16 protein-coding genes and 2 pseudogenes are annotated in these 22,693 nt (G+C 64.6%); 3 read left to right on the plus strand and 15 right to left on the minus strand.

Annotation, left to right across the window (positions count from 1 at the left end; genetic code table 11):
* Positions 1-51: 51 nt before the first annotated feature.
* Positions 52-1,266, minus strand: a complete 1,215-nt coding sequence (locus tag ACGFK1_RS25035; RefSeq protein WP_393435740.1) for an alpha/beta hydrolase fold domain-containing protein — start codon at positions 1,264-1,266, stop codon at positions 52-54.
* On the opposite strand from ACGFK1_RS25035, the gene ACGFK1_RS25040 reads away from it, so the two are divergent.
* Both ACGFK1_RS25040 and ACGFK1_RS25045 read left to right on the plus strand, forming a co-directional pair.
* Complete coding sequence (locus ACGFK1_RS25040) at positions 1,265-2,179, plus strand: hypothetical protein (RefSeq protein WP_393435743.1); 915 nt, start codon at positions 1,265-1,267, stop codon at positions 2,177-2,179. The two genes, ACGFK1_RS25035 and ACGFK1_RS25040, sit on opposite strands and share 2 nt — an antisense overlap.
* 130 nt (positions 2,180-2,309) lie before the next feature.
* A pseudogene (locus ACGFK1_RS25045) lies at positions 2,310-2,607 on the plus strand (zinc-ribbon domain-containing protein); the annotation flags it as partial.
* 59 nt (positions 2,608-2,666) lie between these two features.
* On the opposite strand, the pseudogene ACGFK1_RS25050 reads toward ACGFK1_RS25045, so the two are convergent.
* The 14 genes and pseudogenes from ACGFK1_RS25050 to ACGFK1_RS25115 form a co-directional block, all read right to left on the minus strand.
* Positions 2,667-2,732, minus strand: a pseudogene (locus ACGFK1_RS25050) (hypothetical protein); the annotation flags it as partial.
* A gap of 196 nt (positions 2,733-2,928) precedes the next feature.
* Entirely contained in the window at positions 2,929-4,059 is a 1,131-nt protein-coding gene (locus tag ACGFK1_RS25055; protein WP_393435746.1) for an AMP-binding protein, read from the minus strand.
* On the minus strand, positions 4,056-4,514 hold the full coding sequence (locus tag ACGFK1_RS25060) for an AMP-binding protein (protein WP_393435749.1): 459 nt from the start codon (positions 4,512-4,514) through the stop codon (positions 4,056-4,058). Before ACGFK1_RS25060 ends, ACGFK1_RS25055 begins: the two co-directional genes overlap by 4 nt.
* Positions 4,515-5,597, minus strand: a complete 1,083-nt coding sequence (locus ACGFK1_RS25065; protein ID WP_393435752.1) for a DUF3419 family protein — start codon at positions 5,595-5,597, stop codon at positions 4,515-4,517.
* Between the two features lie 26 nt (positions 5,598-5,623).
* Positions 5,624-6,712 carry a hypothetical protein gene (locus ACGFK1_RS25070; RefSeq protein ID WP_393435755.1) on the minus strand — a complete coding sequence of 363 codons (1,089 nt, stop codon included), beginning with the start codon at positions 6,710-6,712 and terminating at the stop codon, positions 5,624-5,626.
* Positions 6,709-9,315, minus strand: coding sequence for a phosphoenolpyruvate synthase (locus tag ACGFK1_RS25075; protein WP_393435757.1), 2,607 nt, complete (start codon positions 9,313-9,315; stop codon positions 6,709-6,711). The genes ACGFK1_RS25070 and ACGFK1_RS25075 overlap by 4 nt, the downstream gene beginning before the upstream one ends.
* Positions 9,312-10,256, minus strand: a complete 945-nt coding sequence (locus tag ACGFK1_RS25080) for a hypothetical protein (RefSeq protein WP_393435760.1) — start codon at positions 10,254-10,256, stop codon at positions 9,312-9,314. Before ACGFK1_RS25080 ends, ACGFK1_RS25075 begins: the two co-directional genes overlap by 4 nt.
* Positions 10,253-12,439: an MMPL family transporter gene (locus tag ACGFK1_RS25085; RefSeq protein ID WP_393435763.1), complete on the minus strand. Its 2,187-nt coding sequence runs from the start codon at positions 12,437-12,439 to the stop codon at positions 10,253-10,255. Before ACGFK1_RS25085 ends, ACGFK1_RS25080 begins: the two co-directional genes overlap by 4 nt.
* Positions 12,430-14,775: an SDR family oxidoreductase gene (locus ACGFK1_RS25090; protein ID WP_393435766.1), complete on the minus strand. Its 2,346-nt coding sequence runs from the start codon at positions 14,773-14,775 to the stop codon at positions 12,430-12,432. The genes ACGFK1_RS25085 and ACGFK1_RS25090 overlap by 10 nt, the downstream gene beginning before the upstream one ends.
* The gene (locus tag ACGFK1_RS25095; RefSeq protein ID WP_393435769.1) at positions 14,772-15,044 is read right to left on the minus strand and encodes a phosphopantetheine-binding protein; all 273 of its coding nucleotides are present in this window, start codon (positions 15,042-15,044) and stop codon (positions 14,772-14,774) included. Before ACGFK1_RS25095 ends, ACGFK1_RS25090 begins: the two co-directional genes overlap by 4 nt.
* Positions 15,041-16,855, minus strand: coding sequence for an AMP-binding protein (locus ACGFK1_RS25100; RefSeq protein WP_393435771.1), 1,815 nt, complete (start codon positions 16,853-16,855; stop codon positions 15,041-15,043). Before ACGFK1_RS25100 ends, ACGFK1_RS25095 begins: the two co-directional genes overlap by 4 nt.
* Positions 16,856-17,407: 552 nt before the next feature.
* Positions 17,408-17,725 (minus strand): hypothetical protein, encoded by a 318-nt coding sequence (locus ACGFK1_RS25105; RefSeq protein ID WP_393435774.1) that lies wholly within the window; start codon positions 17,723-17,725, stop codon positions 17,408-17,410.
* Between the two features lie 937 nt (positions 17,726-18,662).
* Positions 18,663-21,281, minus strand: coding sequence for a LuxR C-terminal-related transcriptional regulator (locus tag ACGFK1_RS25110; protein ID WP_393435776.1), 2,619 nt, complete (start codon positions 21,279-21,281; stop codon positions 18,663-18,665).
* Positions 21,282-21,894: 613 nt separating this feature from the next.
* Positions 21,895-22,341, minus strand: a complete 447-nt coding sequence (locus ACGFK1_RS25115; protein WP_393435779.1) for an SRPBCC family protein — start codon at positions 22,339-22,341, stop codon at positions 21,895-21,897.
* Positions 22,342-22,381: 40 nt separating this feature from the next.
* Here ACGFK1_RS25115 and ACGFK1_RS25120 point away from each other — a divergent pair, with 40 nt between their 5' ends.
* Positions 22,382-22,597 (plus strand): hypothetical protein, encoded by a 216-nt coding sequence (locus tag ACGFK1_RS25120; RefSeq protein ID WP_393435781.1) that lies wholly within the window; start codon positions 22,382-22,384, stop codon positions 22,595-22,597.
* Positions 22,598-22,693 lie beyond the last annotated feature (96 nt).

The raw sequence follows: 22,693 nt of genomic DNA on the forward strand, positions 1-22,693 counted from the left end.
GCTTCTGAATACTGCCCGAGCAGAACGGATTTCGGTCGCGTCGCGCCGCACTCAGGCAGCTATGCCTAGCTGCTGATAGATGTCCGGGAGAACGGCTATCGTCTCAGGCAAAATCGTGTTGACCGCCCAGATATGTAGTTCACCTTTGCGCAGGATGAAGGTGAAGTCGGCGTCGGGCGTCGCCAACGCCTTGTCTCGGAGGACGAGCCCATCGGGCGCAAGGATCTCCATGTCGCCGAAGTACAGCGCGGTGGGCGGAAGCCCAGCAAGCGGCCCGAAGAGGGGACTGACCAGGGGATCGGTGAGATCGAGGTCTCCGGCCCAAAGCTGGGCATGCTTACGCACATTCGAGAAGAAGAGACCCCGAAACACCGGGTCGTCGACAAATTGAATGGCTGGATTACTGAATGTGAGATCGAGGGCCGGTGAAATCAACACCATGTGCGACGGCACCGGGTCACCGCGACGCACCAACTCCTGCACCGCGGCAAGCCCGATGGTGCCGCCTAACGAGTCGCCGTACACACTGACGTTCCCGGCTCCGTGCTGATCGATCTGCGAGGAGATCAGGTGCGCCATGGCGGTCACGACCGTGCCGGCGGTGCCGCCCTGTGGCACCACTGGGTAGATCGGCACCATAACGGTGGCGCCGGTGTTGCTCGCCATCGCAGCGTAATTGAGCCAATGAAAGAGAGTCGGCGGGACAATGAACGCGCTGCCGGGAATGGCCACGACAATCTTTTCCGATGTAGACCCGGGGGACTGCAAGGTCCACACCGGCATCCCCTCGAACTCGCTGCGCCGCACGTTCAGTCCCAGCGTGGTAAACCACGGCGGACTGTCGCTCGATAGCAGCCGTAACAGCGGGGACGCGAGATCCACGCCCAAGAAGTCCCCGACCGCACTCACGACCCGATAAAACACGGTGAAGAGCTGGGACACGATCGATGGTTCACCGGTAAATGTGGCCAGCGCCTCGGTGGCGGCGTTGAGCTGCGCGAGTGCGCCCAGGACCGACGCGTTCGCAGCTGATGTAGCCGTCATCCCGTCGATTTCCGGCTCTATCGGCTGGCCATCGAAAGTCGCGCTGTCGGTGAAGAGCCCGGTGGTGATTTGACCGGCCGGCGGGCTGACGGTCGTCGACGGGAGGGAGAACGCCCGCTCGAACTCGCGGCGCGCAAAGGCCAGCAATGTCCATAGCATCGGCGGCTCCGCAGGCGGCGTCGGCGCGTCGCTGGCGAATGGCGACAGCACCGCGCTGATCATGGTCGACACAGTGCCGACGGAGGTCGGGGTGCTGATAGCGGCCGCCGGCTCCGGCGGCGACTCCTGCACCGCCGACGGCTGCATCATCACGTCGGTGACAACACGGGCGTCCAGATTGCTGGCCGCTGCCGTGGATTTAGCGGGGGTGGTCACCCCGGCCGAGGTTCGCGTGGACGTCGCAGCTGTGGAGCCCGTGTCGGGTGCGGCCGCAACAACCGACCCTGTTCTTGAATCGGCGCGAAAGCTTTGCGGCGTCTTGGTGGTGGGGGTTGCCGCTGTCGCGGTCGTGCTCGCCGCCCCTGCCGAAAAAGTCGAGGTCGATTCCGCGGCGACAGGTATCGGTGCTGCCGACGCAGATGAGCCCGGCGGTGAACTGCTGTGCGGGCCCCCGGTGGCGACCACCACACCGCGCGCACCCCCACGCGTCCGCCTGACCTCCCCCGCAGGCGACACCGAAGCCGCGGGGCCGGTCGGGCTGGACTCGGCTGTCGGCGAGATGAGCCCGCCCGGACTGCTCACGGCCATTTCGTCGGGCGGATTCAGGGGACTCCGACGACGACCGCGCGCCTCGTGCGCTGGCGTTGACGAACCCGATGACGACGTACCAGATTGCGTAGCGCCCGATGCAGGCGACGAACTCGACGACGACTGCGAATCAGACGGCGAACTCGCGCTGGAATCAGCCGGTTCGGCGAGCGCCACTCCGGGCGTGTTGGTGACCGCGGTCCCGATTCCCACTGCGATAGCCAATGCCCCAACACGACCAATGTGCTTTGCGGTACTCATCGTCGCCCCTCCATCTATTTCCAAAGCGGAACGGCGGGTACTGCGACGGTCGAGTTCCGCGAGAGAATCGTCACCCGGGTTCGTTTCGGTGAGCCCAGTAGCGGATTACTGCAAATTCGAGCGATGACGGCCCATCACTACTGAGTGCCCTCGGCGGCGTCAGATGGTTGCTGAAGTTGACGTCAATAACGCCTGTCTTCGCTTTGAACGCCCTATTGCTGAGTAATCGGTTGGACCGTCTGAAGGATGGTGCTCGTATGACGGCGGGCGTGGCGTGCGGGTCGTGCGGCACTGAGCGACGAGAGAGCGCCAAGTTCTGTGACGAGTGTGGTACCCCGTTCGCGGTTTCGGTTTGGTACAAGCAGGTGACCGTCCTGTTTACCGATGTGGTGCGCTCTATGGATCGCGCCTGCTCTGGATATCGAGCGGTGGCGCGCGATCATGACCGAATTGGTGAACCGGTGCGCTGCGGTGGTGCTGCGGTATGGCGGCACCGTCGACAAGTTCACCGGGGACGGGATCATGGCGTTGTTCGGCGCGCCGATCGCGTTGGAGTACATACCAACCGGTTCGCGGAGCAGCGAGGTCGGGTCGATGCGCGTGTTCCATTGCCTTTCCAGGTGACTTCGAGGATCCACACGCGGCTGTGGATCCACAACAAGCGCCTCGCGCGGGCTGATGCCGAAGAACCACGCGTCGAATTCGGCTGCGTCCTCGAGAAAGCCTCCGCGCCAACCGTTTTGCGACTAACCGCGGTCGACCAGTACCTCCGACACCAGGTCCTGATATCGATCACGGCCTGCCACAGTTCGTCTGCCGAGGTGATACCGCCTGGAAACCGGCATCCCATTTTTACCAAGACGATCGGATCCCGATTTACGTCCCCCAAGGTTCGTACCAACGCCATCGCTCGAGCTGCCGCGCGAGGGCCGGGCGATCGATCTTGCTGTTGTGCCTGGCGTCGACGGGAAGTGCGCCGAGTCGGCGAATCGGCACGTCGAGCCTAAGTTCCCGCAGGACGGCGCCGATACCGGCGACCGCACGTTCGTCGTCGAGCACGACGGCAAGTTCGCCCTCCTGGGCCATGCGGTGTGCGACGAAGGCGGCGTCCTGCACACCCGGTACCCTCCGAATCTGCTCCTCGACCACGAACGGGTGAACTTCGGTGCCGCCGTGCACGACGGTGCCGCCGCGAGGCCCGAGCAACCACAGGCGCCCGCGCTCGTCGCGGCGGACGACATCACCGAGCCGATGCCAGACCGTTCCGTCCTCGATGCAAATCTTGTTGGATGCCATGGCATCCGGATCGCCGACGTACTCACGGCAGACGTGCGCGCCGCGCACGATCACTTCACCGACGCTGCGGTGCGCGGCCTCGAGCGCCCGCTGGGCGAGAGGTCCGTCGATGCGCCCGGGCAGCTCCACGAGAGCCACGTCCGCGGCGTCGACCGGTCTGCCGACGAGCAGCCCGTCGCCGGCGGAGTCGAGCACCTCTGCCATCCGCACGTGCGCGACCGGTTCGGCTTCGGTCGAGCCGTAGACCACCAGCGTCTCGGCATCCGGGAACGCCGAGGCGACCAGGCCGCACAGGGATCGGTTCACCGGGGCGCCGCCGACGATCACCCGCCGCACCGATTGCGGCCGCGCCCCGGTCGCGTGGATGTGCGCGGCCAGCCGCCGGGCGAACGCGGGTGCCGCCGACACGGTCGTGACCGCGTTGGCCTGAATCGATGCCAGCACGGCCCGCGGATCGATCGAGGCTGGTTCGCGCAGGTCCACGGGCGGGATCACGGTGGTCGCACCCGTGCACAGATTCGGGAAGACTGCGGCGGGAAAGGCCGTCATGTCCACGTCGCCGTCGCAGGCAGGCAATTCCGCGGCCAGCGCGCCCTGTTGCGCCGCCAGGATGGCGTTGGTGCGTACCGCCCCCTTGGCGTGGCCGCTGCTGCCGGACGTGAAGCTGATGTTCGCTACCGCATCGGGCGCACCGTCGCGCAATTCCGTCAAGGGCCAACCAATTCCGTGAACGGATGCGTACCGCGCGGTCTGCCGGCAACCGCGTAACGGCGAACCCGCCATAGGGGCGGGATCATCCACCATCGCCTCAACAACTGTGCCGGTCCAACGACCGCGGCCACCCGAGCGGCCCGCAACGCCCGCAGCAATCGCGTGCGCGACATCGCGCCGTCGAGCAACACGACGACACCTCCCGAGCCCACGAGGGCGAGCGCCAGCGCATAAAAATCGACCGACAAGGGTCCGGCAAGGAGCACGCGTGCCTCTTCGCACAAGCCGGCTCGGCGCAAGCCGCCGGCGATCGCTGCCGCACGCGCTGCAAGTTCACCGTAGGTCGCGGATTCGACTGTGCCGGTTTCGGGTTCGACGACCACCAGTGCGGGCCGGTCGGGATGCTCAGCGGCCCGCGCCGAAAAGAGTGACACCATCCCGGCTTCGGTGAGCACTCAAATCACCTCATCGACGATGAAGTCGCTGTAGAAAAACACCCGGTCGGCTGCGTGGAGGGCGGCGGACAGCTCCGGCAGCGGCCTGGTGAGCATGGCCGGGGCACGCCGGTCCACCATCAGGTTCCAGTGTGCGATCCGCCCGCCTGGCCGCATCGCGCGCGCAAGCTGGACGAACAAGTCGTCGGACGACCTCGGATCGAGATACTCGAAGATGTCGGACATGCCCGCCGCGGTGAATAGGCCTGGGGCGCAGGCGCTGAGGTAGTCCGAGAGGTTTGCGCACACGACACTGACCCGGTCCACCAGGCCGCTCAACCGTTCTGCTGCGCCGGGCCGCAGCAGCAGCGGTCCACATGAGAGATCGGCGAACCGCCCGGTCAGCAACCATTCGAGATAGAAATTGCCGTGTGCCGGAATCTCGGTGAATGCGTGCCGAAACCCTTCCCAGAGATGTGCTCCGGGATCCTGGTCGACATACTTGTACTGCGAGCGGTCGCGACCGCGACCCGCCATCTGTGCACCGAAATACGCGCGGAACGCCGATTCCAGAGTCGGCGAATAGATTTCGCGGAGGAACACTTCGCGTTGCGAATCGAGGTCGGGGCAGTCGAACAACCGCCGTATCGGATCGGCCAGCGGGACGAACCAGTGGTCGCGAAACTCGCCGATGTAGCGTTCGAGGAGGCCGCACCCCATCAGTCCCGCCGTGAGCAGATCGTCGTGGCGGTTCCAGAACTCGCGTGCTCTCGTCGACAGTGCGGGCGCGATTTGTCGGTAGACGGCTACCGCGTCACCGGGTACGGCGCCGAGCAATACTGCGGTGTCCGACGTCGAAAGCTCCCGCAAAGCAGCCAGTTTCAGCTCGACCAGCGCACACTGGGTGGGGTTGACGTCGACCGCGACGACGCGGTCGGGCTCGGCGAGCAACAGTGCCGCCACATTGTCCCCCGCACTGCCGACGATCAGCGCATCCGTCCCAGGGCTGAGTTCGAATGCGCGCTCGAGAAGGCAGTGGTCCTCCCAGACCTGCGAATATCGCACCAGGTTGTGTGCGGCGGATCGAGTGAAATCATCGGACATGATGGCTCCCGTAGCGTCGGCATCAACTACAACGGGCTCGCGAAGATGGCGTACCAGCGCTCGCAGCGGTAGCGCGGGAACAACAGTCGGCTTTGGTTGTCGGCGCGCATCGTCGAGACAAAAAGCTGCTCGACGCCAGCGTTCAGGGCGCGCTCCGCCGCCACGGACACCGCCGCGTGTGCAAGTCCGATACGCCGGTGGACCGGCATCGCACCGCCCGTCTTGAGCACCATCGCAGGCGGCGCCGCGACCGCATGGTCCTCGAAGCGCAAACTGCTCACCGGGATCGCGTCGGCGCCGCGGCAGAGCGGAGCGTAATGCGGGTACATCAGAAGGATCCCTGCCACGTCGCCGTCGGGCCCGAGCGCGAGGACGCTCCGGTTGGGATCAACCGTCGCAGCGAGCCCCGGGGCCATGTAGTGCTCGAATTCCGGCCGGCTGATCGGCATGAACGCGACGTTGTCGGCGAAGACCACGTTGGCAAGCTCGAACAGTTCGTCGGTGCGCTTCGTCCACACCGTAGGGTCGAACGCTTCGAACGCGTAGCCTCGCGCAGTGAGCTGCTCTCGAAGGCACGCCTTGTCGGCGACCAGGACGGCGATGTCGTCGCGATCCAGCACGATCGAGACCCACGACACGAAGGGTTCGAATCCCATTGCCTGCCAAGACGGCCCGTAGCACAGCGGGTTCCACGGTTCGCCGACGAACGGCATCGCCCCAGGCTCCGCCGACAGCAATGCACGGCAGTGCAATACCGTCGAGAAGTCGATCGGGCCTACCAGCAGTTGTGCGCCCGCTGCATGCGCCCAGCGGCGCACCTCGACCATAACGAGTTCCTCGGCCGCGCGGTCGCCCGTGCTCTCCCAATAGCCGAACCACGCAGCCCTGCGCCCGTCGAGCACATATGCCGGCCGGGTGAACACCGCGGCACGCACCGCGCCCGGAACGCAGAACGCGTGCGCGTCGACCTGCGCCATCCATGGGTTCAGCGAACTGAACAGCATTGCGATACGTTCGGGCTCCTCCGGCAACCATCCGGGATCGCTTGCGTAGACCAACTTGGGTAACTCCAGAAATCCGTCCGGTGGCGGACCCGGCAGCGGCGCGTCGATCATTGCCGGACCTCGAGGCGTTCGACAGTGCCGGTGCGACCGTCGAGGCGAACCCGTTCACCGTTGCGTACGGCGTCGATGAGCCCCGGAATCCCCACCACCGCGGGCACTCCCAGTTCGCGCGCCAAGATCGCCGAATGCGATACCGTGCTCCCGCGCTCAACGAGAATGGCTGCGGCGCTGGGGAACAAGGGACCCCATCCAGGATCGGTACGGATCGCCGTGATGATCTTGCCCTTCACGTCGACATCGTCGTTCGGATCTCGGATCACGCACAGCTCGCCTTCGGCGATACCCGGGCTGCAGCCGATTCCGCGCAGCATAGCCGTCTTGGCTGTCGCAGGCGCATATTCGGGGCTCACCCGACGCCCGGTGCCGGGCGGACCGTAGGTCTCGAACTGGTTCGGCGGCTCCTCGGCTGCGTAGGCGGCGAACTCCTTGTACCGCTGCCGGACCAGCGTCGCGAGATCGACGGTGACGGACCGGCCTTCGGCGTACGCGTGTAATTCGTCCATGGTGAGGTAGAAGATCTGCCGTGGGTCGTCCAGCACGCCCGCGGCAGCCATCCGTCTGCCGGCGTCGGTGACGGTCGCCCGCATCGCACCGACCAACCGCGTGCGGGTGAACCGCATGTTCTCGCGAGCCTCGACCGCCGACCGGGCCCGCCGCAGCACGACCCGCAGTTTGCGGCGATCACGCCCGGTCAACTTGTCCATGACCTCGCGTTCGAACTCGGCGCGCCGATCGCGGTGGCGATCCAGTAGATCGATCGGTGACAGGTGCTCGTCGGCAATGAAGTTGCGCAACGCGATCGCCAGAAAAGAGGGATCATCGCGCAGCGCTACGGTTTCCAGCTTCTGCTCACCGGCAAGCCGGTCGCCGAAGCGGGTCAGGTAATCGTCGAGGGACGCGGCAACATACACCGAGCGTTCGCGCAGGGCCGCCACCGCCGCCGCCGGGGCGCCGCCGTTCGGCGCATCGGTGAGGTCGGGATCACTCTGGATGTGCTTGGCGAGCACCATGAGATGCTTTGTCGGCTCCAAGGACTCGACGGCTTCGTCGGCGCCCAGGAGGCCCGCCACGATGTGTTCGGCGTCGTCACTGGCGACCTTGGCGACGATGCGCCGCGCACGGCCGGACTGAGTGCCCATGTAGAAGTCGTTTAGCGTCGGAACCGTCCAGAGGTCGAACACGCGTAGGCCGCGCTCGGCGAGCGCGAGCACGTCCTGCAGGCTCTGCGCCCCGGCGAGTTCGGCGTGCAGTTGGGAAATAAGTTGCGGGATCTCGGTCTGGAATTTCTCGACCAGCGCAGGGCGACGATAGATCTTCCAGCCGAGCCGCGCACCGACTCGCAACATGCATGGGAGGCGGCGCATCTTCTCACCGCGGGACAATAAGATGTCGGTCACGAAGTCGACCGGATGCTCGACGCCCATGATGTGTTCGAGATCCTCCTTGTTGCGGTCGAACGACGGCAACAACTTCAGGACGCGGTACCAGTTGTTGATGTTGTAGTAGACCCGGCCCGAGACGAGCCCGATCATGTTACGCAGCACCGGCCGGTATTCCTCGAGCGTCGCTTCGGGAACGCCGAGCATCCGCAGTGTGTGCCGATGAACGGTGTCGTACACCGCCGCCGCGTAGGAGAACGACAGGGGACTTGTGACGCCGTTGAAACTCTCCTGGATGTTGCTGTTGTCCCAGACGATTCGCCATTCGCCGATCGGATCGGTTGTGGCCGAAGCCGTGATCGGACGCGTCTGCAGCAGCACGACGTCGGTGCCGCATACGATCCACTCGATATCCTGCGGCGCGTCCAGGTAGCGGGCCACCCGCGTCGCGGCAGAGGTCAATGCGTGCAACTGGTCGTGGCTCAAGCACCGAACGGAACGCTGGCCCGGCGGCACCGGCGACACGTGCGTGCTGCGCGCGCCGGGACACCGCACCACCCTCGTCGCCTTGTCGGCGATCGTCGCTGACAGCTCGCGGCCGGCATGCGACCAGATGTACTGATCGGTGTCTACCTGCCCGGAGACAATGCCTTCGCCGAGACCCCAGCCGGCACTGACCAGAATCTCGTCATCCCGGCCGGACAATGGATTTCGTGTGAACAGGACGCCGGAGACGTCGCCCTCGGCCATCTCCTGGACGATCACGGCCACTGCCGGCGGCACGGTGCCCGCGGCGGTGTTGCGGCGGTAGGCCACGGCCCGGTCGTTGAACGCCGACGCCCAGCATCGGCGCACGGCGTCGACTACGGCATCAGCGTCGACATAGAGGTATGTGTCGAAAGCACCTGCGAAAGAATGGGTGTCGCCATCCTCGCCGACGACCGAACTGCGCACGGCGAACGGGCCGTGGCCGGTGAGCCGGTCGGTGAGTGTCGCAGCGAGTTCGCCGTCGACCGGTGTGGAGAGGATCTGCGCACGAACGTGTGCCGCCGTTCGGCCGGGGTCGATCCCGGTGATGTGGCGCTCGAATGCCTCGGTGGGCACGACGATCCACCACGGTACACACGCACCGGCGGCAGCCAGTCGGGTCAGCCCGACGGCCTTACCGCCGATGCGTCCGGCGTCGGTTGCTTCGGCCATGTCGAGAGTGGTCATGGGCGTACTCCGGTCAACAGTGCGGTGATCACGACAAGGAGTGACACGAGAACTGTGAGCGCACTGGCCAATTCCGCGAGCTTGGTGGATCTCGCGGTTGGTCGCGACCCGAATTGCATCGTCACGGCGACGGCGGCGATGGTGACGGCGACGAAGACCGTCGTCGTCACGACCGTGTCCGCGCGCGCCACCGCCAGCAGCACCGCGCAGTTCGCGACAGTGCCGACGATCAGGGTCGCCAGCACGGCAGCCGCCCCGGCCGGTCCGCCGAACGACTTCGTATAGGACGCGACGGTGTCCCGCTCATCTTCGGGAGCGTGCAGCTTGCGGCCGACCTCGAGTGTCGCGCCGCCGAGGAAGCCCATCAGCGCAAGCCACCCGACGCTCGCCGGCAGGTGCTTGCCATCCGCGCCGATGAGTGCGATCCAGATCAGCGCCAGGGGACCGGCGACGAGGTGGGTGAGCGCATACAGCACCAGCCTGGGCTCGAGCCACTGACCCGCGAAGAACTCCTTCAGCATCAACATCGTCCACCCGAACAGCACGAGCCAGGCGAACGTGACCGGTCCGATCCCGCCGTCCACCAGCACCGACACCACTATCTGCGGCACCAGGGTGAGGATGCCGATCACTTTCAGCTGGTCGAGCGTGACCAGGCCGCGTTGCAGGATGCGGTCGGGGAAGTTGATGCTGTCCTTGGCGTAGTCCTTGTGCTCGTCGAGCACCCGAACCAGCAGGAAGTAGCCGAAGACGGCGCTGAAGGCGACAACATCGAGCGGCGAGACCGAGGGGTTCGGGTCACCGGTGATAGCGCGGGCGTACAGGGTCCCGGCCAGGTAAAGCAGGAAGTACAGCAGGATGGGAGCGGGACCGAACCGTTCGTTTCCCCAGGCCAGCAGCCGGTGTGCCGGCGGCCTCATGGCGATCGGCTGTTTGGTCATGCGGCCGCGACCTTCTCTCGCTGTTGCAGCCGGCGAGGCAACCACCAGTTCAACCTGCCTGCCAGGCGCATGAACGCCGGTACAAGGAGGGCACGCACGATCGTCGCGTCCATGAGTACCGCGATCGCGAGCCCGACGCCGAGCGACTTCACGGTGGTGAGTCCGGAGGTGGCGAGCGAGACGAACACGATCGCCATGACGACGGCCGCTGCGGTGACGATCGGACCGGTCGACTCGAGCCGCCGCGCGACTGCGGCCGTGTTGTCGGCTGCGCTGTCACCGCCGAGCCGGTCGTACTCCTCCTTGATGCGCGAGAGCATGAAGACCTCGTAATCCATCGACAGGCCGAAGGCGACACAGAACAGCAGCGGCGGCCCGAGCGTGTTCAGAGAATTGGTGATGGTGAAATCGCCGACAAGCCAACGCAAATGGCCGTCCTGGAAGATGAACACGAGCGCGCCGAAGGTGGCGGTGAGGCTCAGAATGGTCAACGCGATCGCCTTGACCGGCAAGAACACGCTGCGGGTGAACCACATCAGCATCACAAACGTCGTGATCACGATGATCGCCAACGCCACCGGTAGCCGGTGCACGATAGCTTCCTTGCCGTCATAGGTCTGCGGACCGAGCCCGGTGACTGCCGTCGTGAACGGCGATGGCACCGCCCGCACGTCACGAAGCAGTTGCTCACCCTGCGAGGACAACGGTTCGACGGCTGTCTCGACGGTGAATCGCGCGTGCCCGTTCCTGACGAAATAGGCTTGTTCGTGCGACGAGGGCTCCGCCATGCGCAGGCCGTCCTGGAACGTCCCGTCCCGACCGTGGACCGCGGTGACGCCGGGCACCAACGACAGTCTGATCTCGTAATCATCTGCGGCGCCAGTGAAAGAGCCATCGAATCTGTCGGCGAAGATGACCAGCGTGCCATTCTCGGTCTGGGCGAAATCCGTACGGATCTCGTGGCTCGCCGAGGCGGCGGCCGACGATGGAGGCAGGTTGCGGTCGTCGGGAAACATCAGCTTGGCGCTCGCGAACGGCACCGCCAGCACCGCGAGAACGCCTACCGACACGATCGCGATCGGGACGGGCCGGCGCATCACCACCGTCGCGATCGTGTGCCAGCGGCCGGTGCCCGGTGGCACCCGCTTGCGCTGCCGGGCGAAGGAGAGCGCGTCGATGCGGGGGCCGACGGCCGCGAGTATGGCGGGCAGCACGACGACGGCGCCGACGACAGCGATCGCGACGACGCAGATCCCCGCGTAGGCGAACGATCGTAAGAAGTACATCGGGAACACGGCGAGGGCGGACAGCGCCAAAGCGACTGTCGCTCCGGAGAAGACAACGGTACGTCCAGCCGTGCTCAACGCGGCGAGAATCGCCTCGGGTCTATCACACCCTTGGAGTTCCTCGCGGTAGCGCTCGACGATCAGCAGGCTGTAGTCGATGGCGAGGGCCAGCCCGAGCGCCGACGCCAGGTTGATCGCGAAGATCGACACGTCGGTGATCTCCCCGAGTACGCGCATCACGAATGTCGTTCCGAAGATGGCCAAGACACCGATCCCGACCGGTATCAGGGCGGCGACCAACCCGCGGAAGATCAGGAACAGTGCGATGAATGTCAGCGGTATCGCGATGACCTCGGACTTGACCAGGTCATGCTTTGCGATGTCCTCTGTTTCGGCGAGCAACACGGCGTAGCCGGTCGCCTCGACGTAGAGCGGGCCGTGAGTGCCACCGAACTGTGCGGCCAGCGCACGTCCTCGATCGGCGAGTTCGTTGTCGTCGCCGGCGAGCTGGGCGCGGATGAGTGCCTTTCGACCGTCCTTGCTCTGTAGCGCCGTGCCGAGTTGATCTGACGTCCAGAATGATTCGACTCGCTCGACACCCTGTGCATGCGCCAGCTTGTCCACCAGTTCACGTCCCGCCGCGGTGACCTCGGGTGAACCGATCGGTGCGTCGGCGGACACGAGCAGCACCAATGTCGGCACCGCCATGCCGAAGGTGTCGCGCAGTTGGCGGTCGGCGTGCACAGATTCCGATCCGGGGTCGTTGAACCCGCCGCTGGACAGTTTCTCGATCGCATCGGCGCCGACGGCTCCACTGACGATGAGGAAGAGCAGCGCGGTAACGAGCACCAGTCGGCGGCGCGATATGGCGAAGATTGCAATCGATTTCAGGCGCATCGGTCTAGCCTTTGGCGACTACGGTCACGTTCGATGTCCGCGAGCCGTTTGGTGGTCTGCACGAGGTGGTCGAACCAGGGCAGTGGCAGCCAGCGCTGGCCGAGCGCAATGGTCGGAAGGCGGTTGATGCTGAGTTCGGCGAGGCTGAGCTGGTATCCGCGTCGCCACACCTCGGCATCGAGGATGTTGCTGGAAGCGGATTCGAGTGCACGGCGATGGAATTCGACGAAATGATCGACCGCTTCTGGGCTAGCGTCGGGGCCGAGCACGTGCGCGAGCAGGTCGACGAGGTCGCGCTGCGGGACCTGCACCGTCGCGAGTTCCCAGTCGTAGGCGACTAGGCTACCGTCCCTCCGCAGCGCGATATTGCGCGGGTTGAAGTCGTTGTGCACCAACGTTCTCGGCATGGCAACCAGTTCCGCCCACCACGTCGGGATGGCGTCGATGACCGCCGTCGCCCAATCGTAGGTCGCGTCGTCGACCCACTGCGGGAAGTCGGTCCGGTACTGGTCGTACATGGCGCGCCACAGGGGGACCATCCCGGGTGTCTCGTCGTCGCGGCCTACCCACGAATCGGCGCCGAGAAGTTCGGCTTCGCGGCCCAGCCAGTGCGCGTGCACGCCGGTGATGCCGATGATCGCGGCTTCGAGCCGTTCGGTAGTCCAGACTTCCGGTGTGTCGACGGCATCGAGGAAGTCGACGCTGCCGTCGAGACGCTCGATCATCACCAGGAACACACCCTGTTCTGCGTCCTCATACGTACCGAAACATTTTGGTGTGATGGCCTTTACGGCGTCGGGAGCGTCGCGGTACAAGCCGATTTCGCGCCGGTGCAGGCCGATGAAATGGCTTGCATCCGCACAGCTCTGCCATGCGTCCGTGAGGTCGCCGCCGGCCGTCGACATGACCGCCGCGAGTGAGGTGGTCATCTCGGAGTCGAGCGGCTTCGACTTCACCATCACATCGACCGCCGGCCGGTCGCCGAACTCGAGCCGCAACGGCGCGACCCCGATGAACCTTGCTGGATTCGCTGCCTGCACGATCGCCGACAACGTGCCCCTGACCGCTCTGCCCGTTGGGATCGCCGCGGTGACCTCGACCTGTGCATCTCCGGTCCGCTCCCGCAGGAGTCGGGTGAGGAATTCGGCGGTGAGATCTGATTCCGCGAATGGCATCATCACCGAACTCGTTCGGTTCATGTGTCGTCCCTTTACGACCCCGGCGACCGGGGACGGCACTTTGGCCAGAATCTCCGATATCGACGGCACCGGCCGCCCCAAATAGCCGACCGCCAAGCAGTAATCCAGCAGACGGCGGAGGTAGTCCACACCGGTTGCCGGCGGGACGAGGCCGAGCAGTGTCCTGGTGTTGGTGTCGTCGAATGTGCGTATCCGATCGAGATAGCAGGTGTATTGCGCGCCCAAGCGCTCGTAGTAGTCGCGTTGGATCGGGTCGAGATCCTCGACGGAGAACTCTGTCGGCGGTACGAAGGTGCCGATCTCGAAGGACGGATATTCGGCGAGCACGTCGGTCACCTCACGTAGCGACAACGTTTGGGCGCCCGGAAGATGGAATGTTCGGCCGAGGATGGATGTATCACCGGTGAGGACCAGTTCGGCTGCTGCCACAACGGCGTCGGCGACGTAGTCCACGGGAACCAGAGAGAGGGTGGCGTCGTAGCAGCCGGGGAGGCGCCGCAGTCTCCCCTCGACGGTCAACTTGAGGAGGGTATAGAGATTCCTGAAGTCGCGGATGGCGCCGGTGGCGGCGTCCCCGGCGACGATCGCGGGACGCAGAATGACCGAATCCACCGGTGCATGCATCACCAGTCGTTCGGCAAGGCACTTACTCCGCTCATATCCGTTGCTGAATTCCTGTCCGGCATCCAGCTCGTGCTCGGAGATCGTTCCGTCGCGACGACCGCAGACGTACGCGGTGCTGACATGGACCAGCGGAACGTTCCATCGCTGTGCCAGGTCGACGGCGCGCTCTGTTCCGGCAACGTTGAGTCGTCGGTATTCCGCTTCAGGCGCGTTGAAAGCGATCGTGGCGGCGGAGTGCACGATGCACCCCACCGCATCCGCTAGCTCGTCGAGCACCTGTTCGGCCACACCGAACCCCGGTTCGCGGACGTCGGCCGCAAGGCGAGCGATGCCCGCACCTGACCACCACTGCCCGTACTCGTCCGAGGGCAAAGTGGAGCCGTCCGTGCGCTTGATTAGCGGCTGCCGGTGGGTCACCGCGATGACAGGATGGCGCGGCGACAGCCGGGCCACCACCTCGGCTCCGATCAGCCCCGTCGCCCCGGTGACCAGCACGGCGCGTCCCGGGTTCACAGCGGATCCTCAGTGGTCAGCGCAAAGCTCACCACGTCGTCGACAGTGGTGATCGTCGCGAGATTCTCGGGACGCTGGGGCGGAAGTCCAAAAGCGCGTTCCAACGCCATCGTCAGTTCGATCAGCCGCACGGAATCGAATCCGAGATCATCGACCAGCCGGACGTCGGGCGCCACGTCCTCGGGTATCCACCCTGGTGTCGCCAGTGAAGTGATCAGTCGGATCACTTTCTGGCGCTCGGGCTCTCGAAATTCCTGCGGCGCGTTCATGCGGTACCCCGCACATTGGGTTGATTGCCGCCCGCGTCGTCCACATCCACCGCGTCGAGGGTGTTGGCGCGCAATTCTCGGATGTTCGCCAGCGGATGCCCACCACAAGTCGCTGCCTGTGCGTTGGTTTGTTCCAGGTCGGCGGTGAGTGTTGAGCTGTCGATCACCGTTCCCTCGACCAAATCACCGGCCACGAGCAGCGCCCACATCTCCTTGCGGCGCGGTTTGCCGCTGGAGGTTCTTCGGATAAATCTCCGCGGCCCGATGACGATTCGAACCGTTGGTGCGGGACCAAGTTCGGATCGCAGTAGACGGCGGGCGGTACCCACCCAGCTGCCCGCCGAGGTCTCGGCGAACAGGGCGACACCCGGCCGCCCCACCCCGCTGTGCGCGACCGCGCAGAACTTGCATTTGGGAATCCCGGTCGCCGCAGCGAGTCGCGTTTCGAGATCCTCCATGAACACGGATTTGCCCCGGACCTTGAGAGCCGAACCCATCCGGCCGAGGACGAATACCTCTCCGGCGTAACAGAATCCCGCGTCACCGGTGAGCAATACACCGGGCTCGGCGAACCGAGTACCGGTGCCCGGGTCCGATTTGTCTCCGTGATACCCCATGGCTACGGACGGCGAAGACACAGCGATCTCCCCGAGGGCTCCGTCGGGCAGGCGCGCGCCGTGCTCGTCGATGACACTGACCTCGGAGCCGGCCGGACCCAAACCAGCGATCCACCCGGGACCTGGTAGCTGCTGTCCGGTGAATCGTGCACAGTCGAGGACCGCAACCGGCTGCCCGGGCCGCAGTGATGACTCGTCGATGCGAACGGCGCCGATCGGTTCGTCAACGGGGGTTCCGGTGACTAGCAGTGTGGCCTCGGCCAGACCGTAGGCGGCGATCAGGGCCGTGGGGTTGAACCCCGCCGGTTCGACCAGTCGGGAGAATGAGTGCAAGGCGGTCAGGTCGATGCACTCGGCTCCGGTGGCCAGTGACTTCCAGGAGGTAAGGTTGACTCCTTCAATATCTTCCGGGCTCAGCCGGCGAGCGGCATAGTCGATCCCGAACGACGGACATACCGAATGCTGCCGTCCGGACATCGCACGAATCCACCGCATCGGGTCCCTGATGAACTGGTCGGGGCGCATCAGGTAGAGCGACCCCTGGTTCGCGATTCCCATGAGGAGAGTGATCAGTCCCATGTCGTGGTAGAGGGGCAGCCACGACACCATGGCGTCACCTGATCGCCAGCCGAGCAACCTGCTGATCGATTGCAGGTTCGCGGCAAGGTTAGCCCAGCTGACCATCACCCCGCGTGGCGTGCCGGTCGATCCCGAAGTGAACTGCAGCAGTGCGCATTCGGCACGTTCATGTGCCCGGCCGATCGGATCCGCTGCGTTGATCAGATCCTCCGTCAGCGACAGCGGCTCCCGAGACAGACCTGCGACTTGGACCGCTCTTTCGACTGTTGGCAACAGTTCGGGTGAGGTCAGCACGCTATGCGGATCGGCGCTCCGCAATATCGCGCTGATCGTCTCTATACATGTGGAATCTTTACCGAACGTCGGAGGTGCGATCTGCGTTACCGTGGCTCCGCACAACCAGACCGCGTACATTGCTGCGACGGATCGGTGCCCCGAGGGCATCACGATGCACGCGTTGCCCCTCGCGGGCAAACCGTTCGCGCGCAGCGCCCCGCCGATCCGGCGCGATATTCTTGCGAGTTCGGTGTACGAACGGTAGTGCCATCCGTCGACATCATCTGCAACAAACACTCCGGCGTCAGCTAATGGCGCATCGATCCAGTCGATCGGCATAGTGGAAGTGGAATCCGACGTTTGTAACAATGTTTGCCTCACTGTCCATTCGGCCTGCCGGGGCCATTGCATACCTGCGCCGTCCTTGGCCCGTTCGTGGCCGGTCGCGTGTGGAGCGATCATGGTCACAACGCCGCCATGACAGGCGAATCTTGCGTACTCATCGACGTGTCTCCTGTCTGTGTTGGCAAGGATCGCCACGGTGGGTGGTCCAGGTCCGCGATGGGAATCGTCGCTCGCATTGAGTAGGACGAGCCCAGTAGCGCGCTACTGCAATTTCGCCCGGTTTCGTCCCGGCACTACTTAGGGCCGTGCGACGCCGAAACGCTGCGCGCGCGTTGGCGCTCATCGCCCACACATCCTGACCGGCGACGGCCACAGTGCCGTTGTCCGGCGAGTCCAGCCCACCCGCGATATGCATTAGGGTCTACTTCCCGGCTCCCGATGGTCCGGTCACGACGACGAATTCGCCTGCGTCCAAAGGAAGTCGCTTGACGACGCCCGCGAGCTGCAGTACCGGGGTCATAGGATCGCCGCGATCTGCAAACGCGGTCACAGTCTGTACATCTCTCGTCGCATGGCGGCCTGCTCGAGGAACTCGTCACGCCGTGGTGGATAGTGACGCGGTACCGGCCGTGCGTCCTCAGGTGGACTCAGGAACAGAGCGCGCAAATTAGCGATCACTCCGTGGGTGGGCTTGGCGCGCGGCAACGACACAGCAGCCGCCGTGCTGAACGCGACTTCCTGCGCGGTGATGACAACCGGCGGCTGACTCACCTCTCCGATGACAGTTTCAGGCTGTTCGATGACAGGTTCAGGCTGTTTGACGACATCCTGCTTCTCGGTAGGTGTTGTTGATAGCTCGGACATTTCGTGCCTTCCTCCCTCTGGAAATGTGTCTGAGCTAATCGTCGGTCGCGTGCGGTGCGAGGAGTGCAGTAGCACGACACTGCAATCTCGTCGATATTGTCGCGGTACTACTGAGCCGCCGTCGTCAGTGGCGATCGTGAATTAGTTCAGCCCGCCATCCAGCTGGATTGTCCAGCGCGCCAGACGGTTCCGCTTCGGCGCGGCGTCGCAGACATCCAGGACAGGCTTCAGTCGCAGAGATGCCGATTGTGATCCCAGCGCTCCAGCCAGGCTTGAAGGTCGTGGATCCCGATCGCAATAGACACCGCCATTACGGCCGCGACGAGAATAAGGAACGCGGTCATAGGCGGTGCCCCCCTCGTTCCATGGCGGCCTCCTCGGTGATCTGAACTAAATCCTCTGCCGCGGACGGTTCGGCGAGTGCAGTAGCCCGCCACTGCAATCTCGCCCCGGTCGGCGCGTACTACCTAGTCATGAACTCGAGGTTTCGCGGCTCCTGTTACTGCGAGGTGTTACGGCCGGATGTCCACCTGCTCATCGGCCGCGGTGGCCTCAAACCCCTCGAGGTCGTCGTCGCCGCTGCTGTCGTGGTGGCAGTGTTGTCCCCGGTCTCGGCGCTACCTGTGGCCACTGATCTGGGCCCGGTTATGGTTGCCGCCGGTGCCGGCGGCGGTGTGAAGTCGCCATGCCACTGCCACCGCTAACACGCCGACCCGACCCGATATATCTGGCGTGTCCCATCGTCGGTTCCTTTTCTCCTCTTCAGTTCCCCTCCGGATACGGTTGATGCGGTAGAAATCGTCACCTGCATGCGGTGTGACGAACGCAGTAGTGCACCAATGCAATTCGTCTGGTTTCGGCCGGGGACTTCTTAATCGCGATCTTGACTGCGGTCAACGCCGCTCCGGTGCCGAGTGCACGTCTGCAACCGCGATCTTCACTCTGTTCGCGTCTTGCGGCGGGAAAGCAGGGCAGCGAGTTCGTCGCGGCTGGTGGTACCGGTCTTCAACATGGCCCGGTAGACGTAGCTTTCGACGGTACGGACGGAAAGAGTCAGCCGATCGGCAATTTCGCGGCTGGACAATCCCTCGCCGATCAGCATCACGGTCTCTCGTTCCCGATCTGTCAGCGGCAGGGGTTCAGTGGCCTGACGAAGCGCCGGCGTACAGACGCCGCCGCATTGCTCAGCCAGGGCATCTGCACGCGCGGAGCATCCCAACGCCGATCCTCGCTTGTCTTGACGACGATACGCGGCGGCGGCGTGAGCGGCGGCATCAACGGCAGCAACGAGATCGCCGAACCGCTCGAATTCCGATGATCTGATGGATAATTCAGCGGCATCGTTGTTGCACATGGCTGCGGCGAACCGGGTCGCCAGGCCTGCGCGTGGTCCTTCGACAATCGATTCAAGCTCGCGCAATCTTGTTCCACTGGTGCGGTCGCCGAACTGAGTCGCAGTCTGCAGGCATAGCAGTTCTGCCGCGAATCGCCCTGTCGCTCTCACCCTTTCAGCTGCCGACAGCACGATGGAGATCGCCTCCGTCACTGCGCCCTGACCCGCGGCCACCCACGCCCGAGCCAGGCTCAGCTCGTGGTCCAGGGACCGGAATCGGCGTGAAACCTGATCGAGTTTGGCAAGCGCTGACACTGCTTGATCCGTTGACCCCCGCATCGCCAATGCAGTCGCCTGCGGTATGCGATATCGATATCCCCAGCCGAAGGGATGCGATGCGCACAACCCATCGGCCGCCTGTTCCAGTAGCAGGCAGGCACTGCGCAGATCACCGGCACCAAGCGCAGCCCGGCCGGCCACGGCAGCACCGAGTAATTGAGCTGCCCCGGGCAGATTGGCCGCCTGCTGACGCGTGCGCTCGGCCACGGCAGTCGCATCGGCCACTTGGCCGGCCAGCAAGAGTGCGCTGACTTCTGCGTCGGCGATGTTGAAGCGCATGTGCGGCGCCTCAAGGGAGCGAGTCGCGGCGGTGTATCCCGCGTCCGCGGCGGCCACGGCCTCAGCGGGGCATCCCGCATCCGCGGATATCTGCGCGAGTGCCCAGGCTATCTCGGCACCGACGACGGGAATGTCCTCCAACGCAATGTTTTTTGATGCCCGCATCGCCGCGTCCGGCTCGTCCACTGCAAACCAATACACAGTGAGGAAGGCGTCGATATACGTGCGAGCGCTTGAAGGGGTATTGCACAACGCGGCGTCGATGAGATCCTTGGCCCGCGCCGGGTCCGCCAACGTCCACAACGCGTTGCTGGACCGCAAGTACGCGAGTCTGGCGCGCTCGTGGTCGGTCAGATCACTGGTGCGCATATCTGCGAGTACAGCCTCGGCCTCCTCGCCGCGCCCCAAACACGACAATGCATGCGCCCGAACAAAATTGGGTTCCGCTACCGCTCCCTCCTGGACTGCCGCTTCTGCGATTCGATCCGCGAGACGCAGATCCCCAAGCCAGACCGCGCCACGGGCAGCCGTCACGAGCAGGTCGGCGTCCGGTGCGAGGTCGGAGTCGAGACTCAACGCCGCGCGGCGCACGATGACTCGAATGTCGTCGCGGTCGCTAGACGCCGCGAGTTCGGTGGCCACCAGGCCGCACAGCCGTCGTAACCGACAGTGTGCCGCGCGCCTACGGCGCACCTCTCCGTACAGCGGATGCGCCACCCGCACCTCGACGCTGCCGCCAGCGGGCTCGAGCGCGATGAGGCCACGGGTTTCGGCTTCCTCTACCGCGGCCGCATCGGTGATCCGCGCCAGTGTCGCGAGATCGATCGGCTCCCCAACCGCCAGCACATCGATCACATCGCTGACCGGCGTGGGCAAGTCCCCGATACGGGACTCGATAAGCTCGGTAAGACCTGGCGGCAAGATCGGGTCACCAATCCACCGCCAGTAATCGCGCTCGTGCACGATTCGGCCGTCGGCAAGCTCCTGCTCGACGATGTTCTGCAGATAAAGACCATTGCCGCGAGTGAGTTTCCATAGCCGCTGTGCGGCATCCGATTCCACCGAACCCTCTAACGTCGCCGCCAATAGGGTTTCGGTCTCGTCAAGGGACAGTTCCTGCAGGGCGAGCCGATCGAACTCGCCGACCTTCCATATCTCCTGTATCGCGCGCGGGATCGGCTCGCTATCACGGATGGTGAGGATCACCTTGGCGGCGCATCGCTGCACGATCTGCTGCAGGACAAAAGCCGACAGATCGTCGAGCAGGTGCGCGTCATCTACACCCAGGACGACCCTGGCGCCCGGGGGGGCGGCGGTCAGTGACTCGATCACTCCCCGGAGCAGTTGAAACGTGTTGGTGATGCCCGACGGCGCCCATGCGGTGAATGCGCCGAGCGGAACTTCCCGTGCCGAAGTTGTGCCCACTGTCCAGCGCGTTTCGCAGCCCTGCGAAGCGGCAGCCGACAACGCCTCACGCGCGATTCGGCTCTTCCCCACACCCGCCGCTCCGCAAATGAGGATGCCGGACACAGCCGAAGACGAGATGGCGCCCTCGATGGCTCGCAGCTCCGCCGCTCGACCAATTAACGGCCACGACAATCGCATGTCTAGGAGGTTAAGAGCGCGGGGATCAAGCGCGGTCATTATTGACGACTTCGTTCTAGTGAGGTTGGAGCAATCGCACCTGCGTTGTGAAGCACTTCACAACGAGCTGTTTTCCTATGAAACTACTTGGCGCCGATCTTGACCTTCAGCACCTGCTTCCGCAGGCCATCGGCCTGGTGTCGTGCACGTCAATATCGCCACTTTGCCTATCCCTGACTGCGGGACGCCATAATTTTGGCGGGCTCAGGAGCCAGTGGGGGCCGCCGAATCGGCGGGGAATGCGGTGACGCCGGCAGCGGACGTATGCCGGTTATGTGGAGCCGCGCCTCATGAGGGCGCCCGATTCTGCGACGCATGCGGTTCGGCGAAATCTTGCGCTGGTCGCAGACCATCGTCGACCTAGCCGCGGGAGACCCCGCCAAGGGCGCTGGCTTTGGTTTGGGGTCACCCTTTTAACCCACACCTCCTGGAGCGGGCACCAAGACATTTACCCCCGGATGCTCTCACGGGCGTCACTTGACTCTCGAAGGACGCGCGGAGGACATCGATCTGCAGCGATTCGTGCCGCCCGCATCCCGGTCCTGTGTGCGGGCGGTCCTCTTTCCTGAGGGAACTACTTGTCGCCCTTCTTGGTCTTCAGAACTTGCTTGCGCAGCCCGTCAGTCGCGGTCTCCATCGCGCCCTTCATCGCCCGCTTGAGCACGAAGCCCGGCAGCGGCACCGACAGGTCAATCGTGATGTCGAATTTCACCTTGGTCTTGTCGCCGTCCGGGGTCAGTGTGTAGCTGGCGTCCTGGGCTTTCAGCTGCCCCGCCGAGATCAGGGTCCAGCTGGCCTTATTGTCCGTCCAGGTGTATTCCACGACCTGTTCGTCCGAGATGCCTGCGGACTTGACCTTCATCTTCACTCGCTTGGGCCTGCCGTCGTCGTAGGCCTCCAAAATCTCAGCGCTCTGATACTGAGGCGACCAGGACGGTGTCGATTCGACGTCCGCGATGACGTGGAGAATCTCCTCCGGACTGGCCTCGATCACAACTTCACGCGAATCGCTGGTAGCCATGGCGCGACCATAGTCCCCCTGCCCTTCGGGCGGGGGGACTATGGTGGCCCGCGAACGCATCAGGGCCACGCGCGCCCGGTGCAACTGGTCGGCCGACGCGCTGCGACTCGACGAGCTCGGTCAATCCTTCTGCGAAGACGGTGAGCTTGAATTGCGGGGCAGCGATCCGGTGTGCGGACGCGACGTCTTCGTTCCGGTCGGTAACCCAGTGGGCATCGACTGGCTGATTCGGCACCGCTTCGTGACAACGGACTAGATGTGATGTCCAGGGAGGTTGGTCAGTCGTGTGATCGGCGGCTGGCCTCCGATGGCGGAGTGGGCTCGGTGGTGATTGTAGAAGTGGAGCCAGCCC

Origin of the sequence: Mycobacterium sp. NPDC048908 (assembly GCF_043197955.1) — a bacterium.
Taxonomy (GTDB): domain Bacteria; phylum Actinomycetota; class Actinomycetes; order Mycobacteriales; family Mycobacteriaceae; genus Mycobacterium.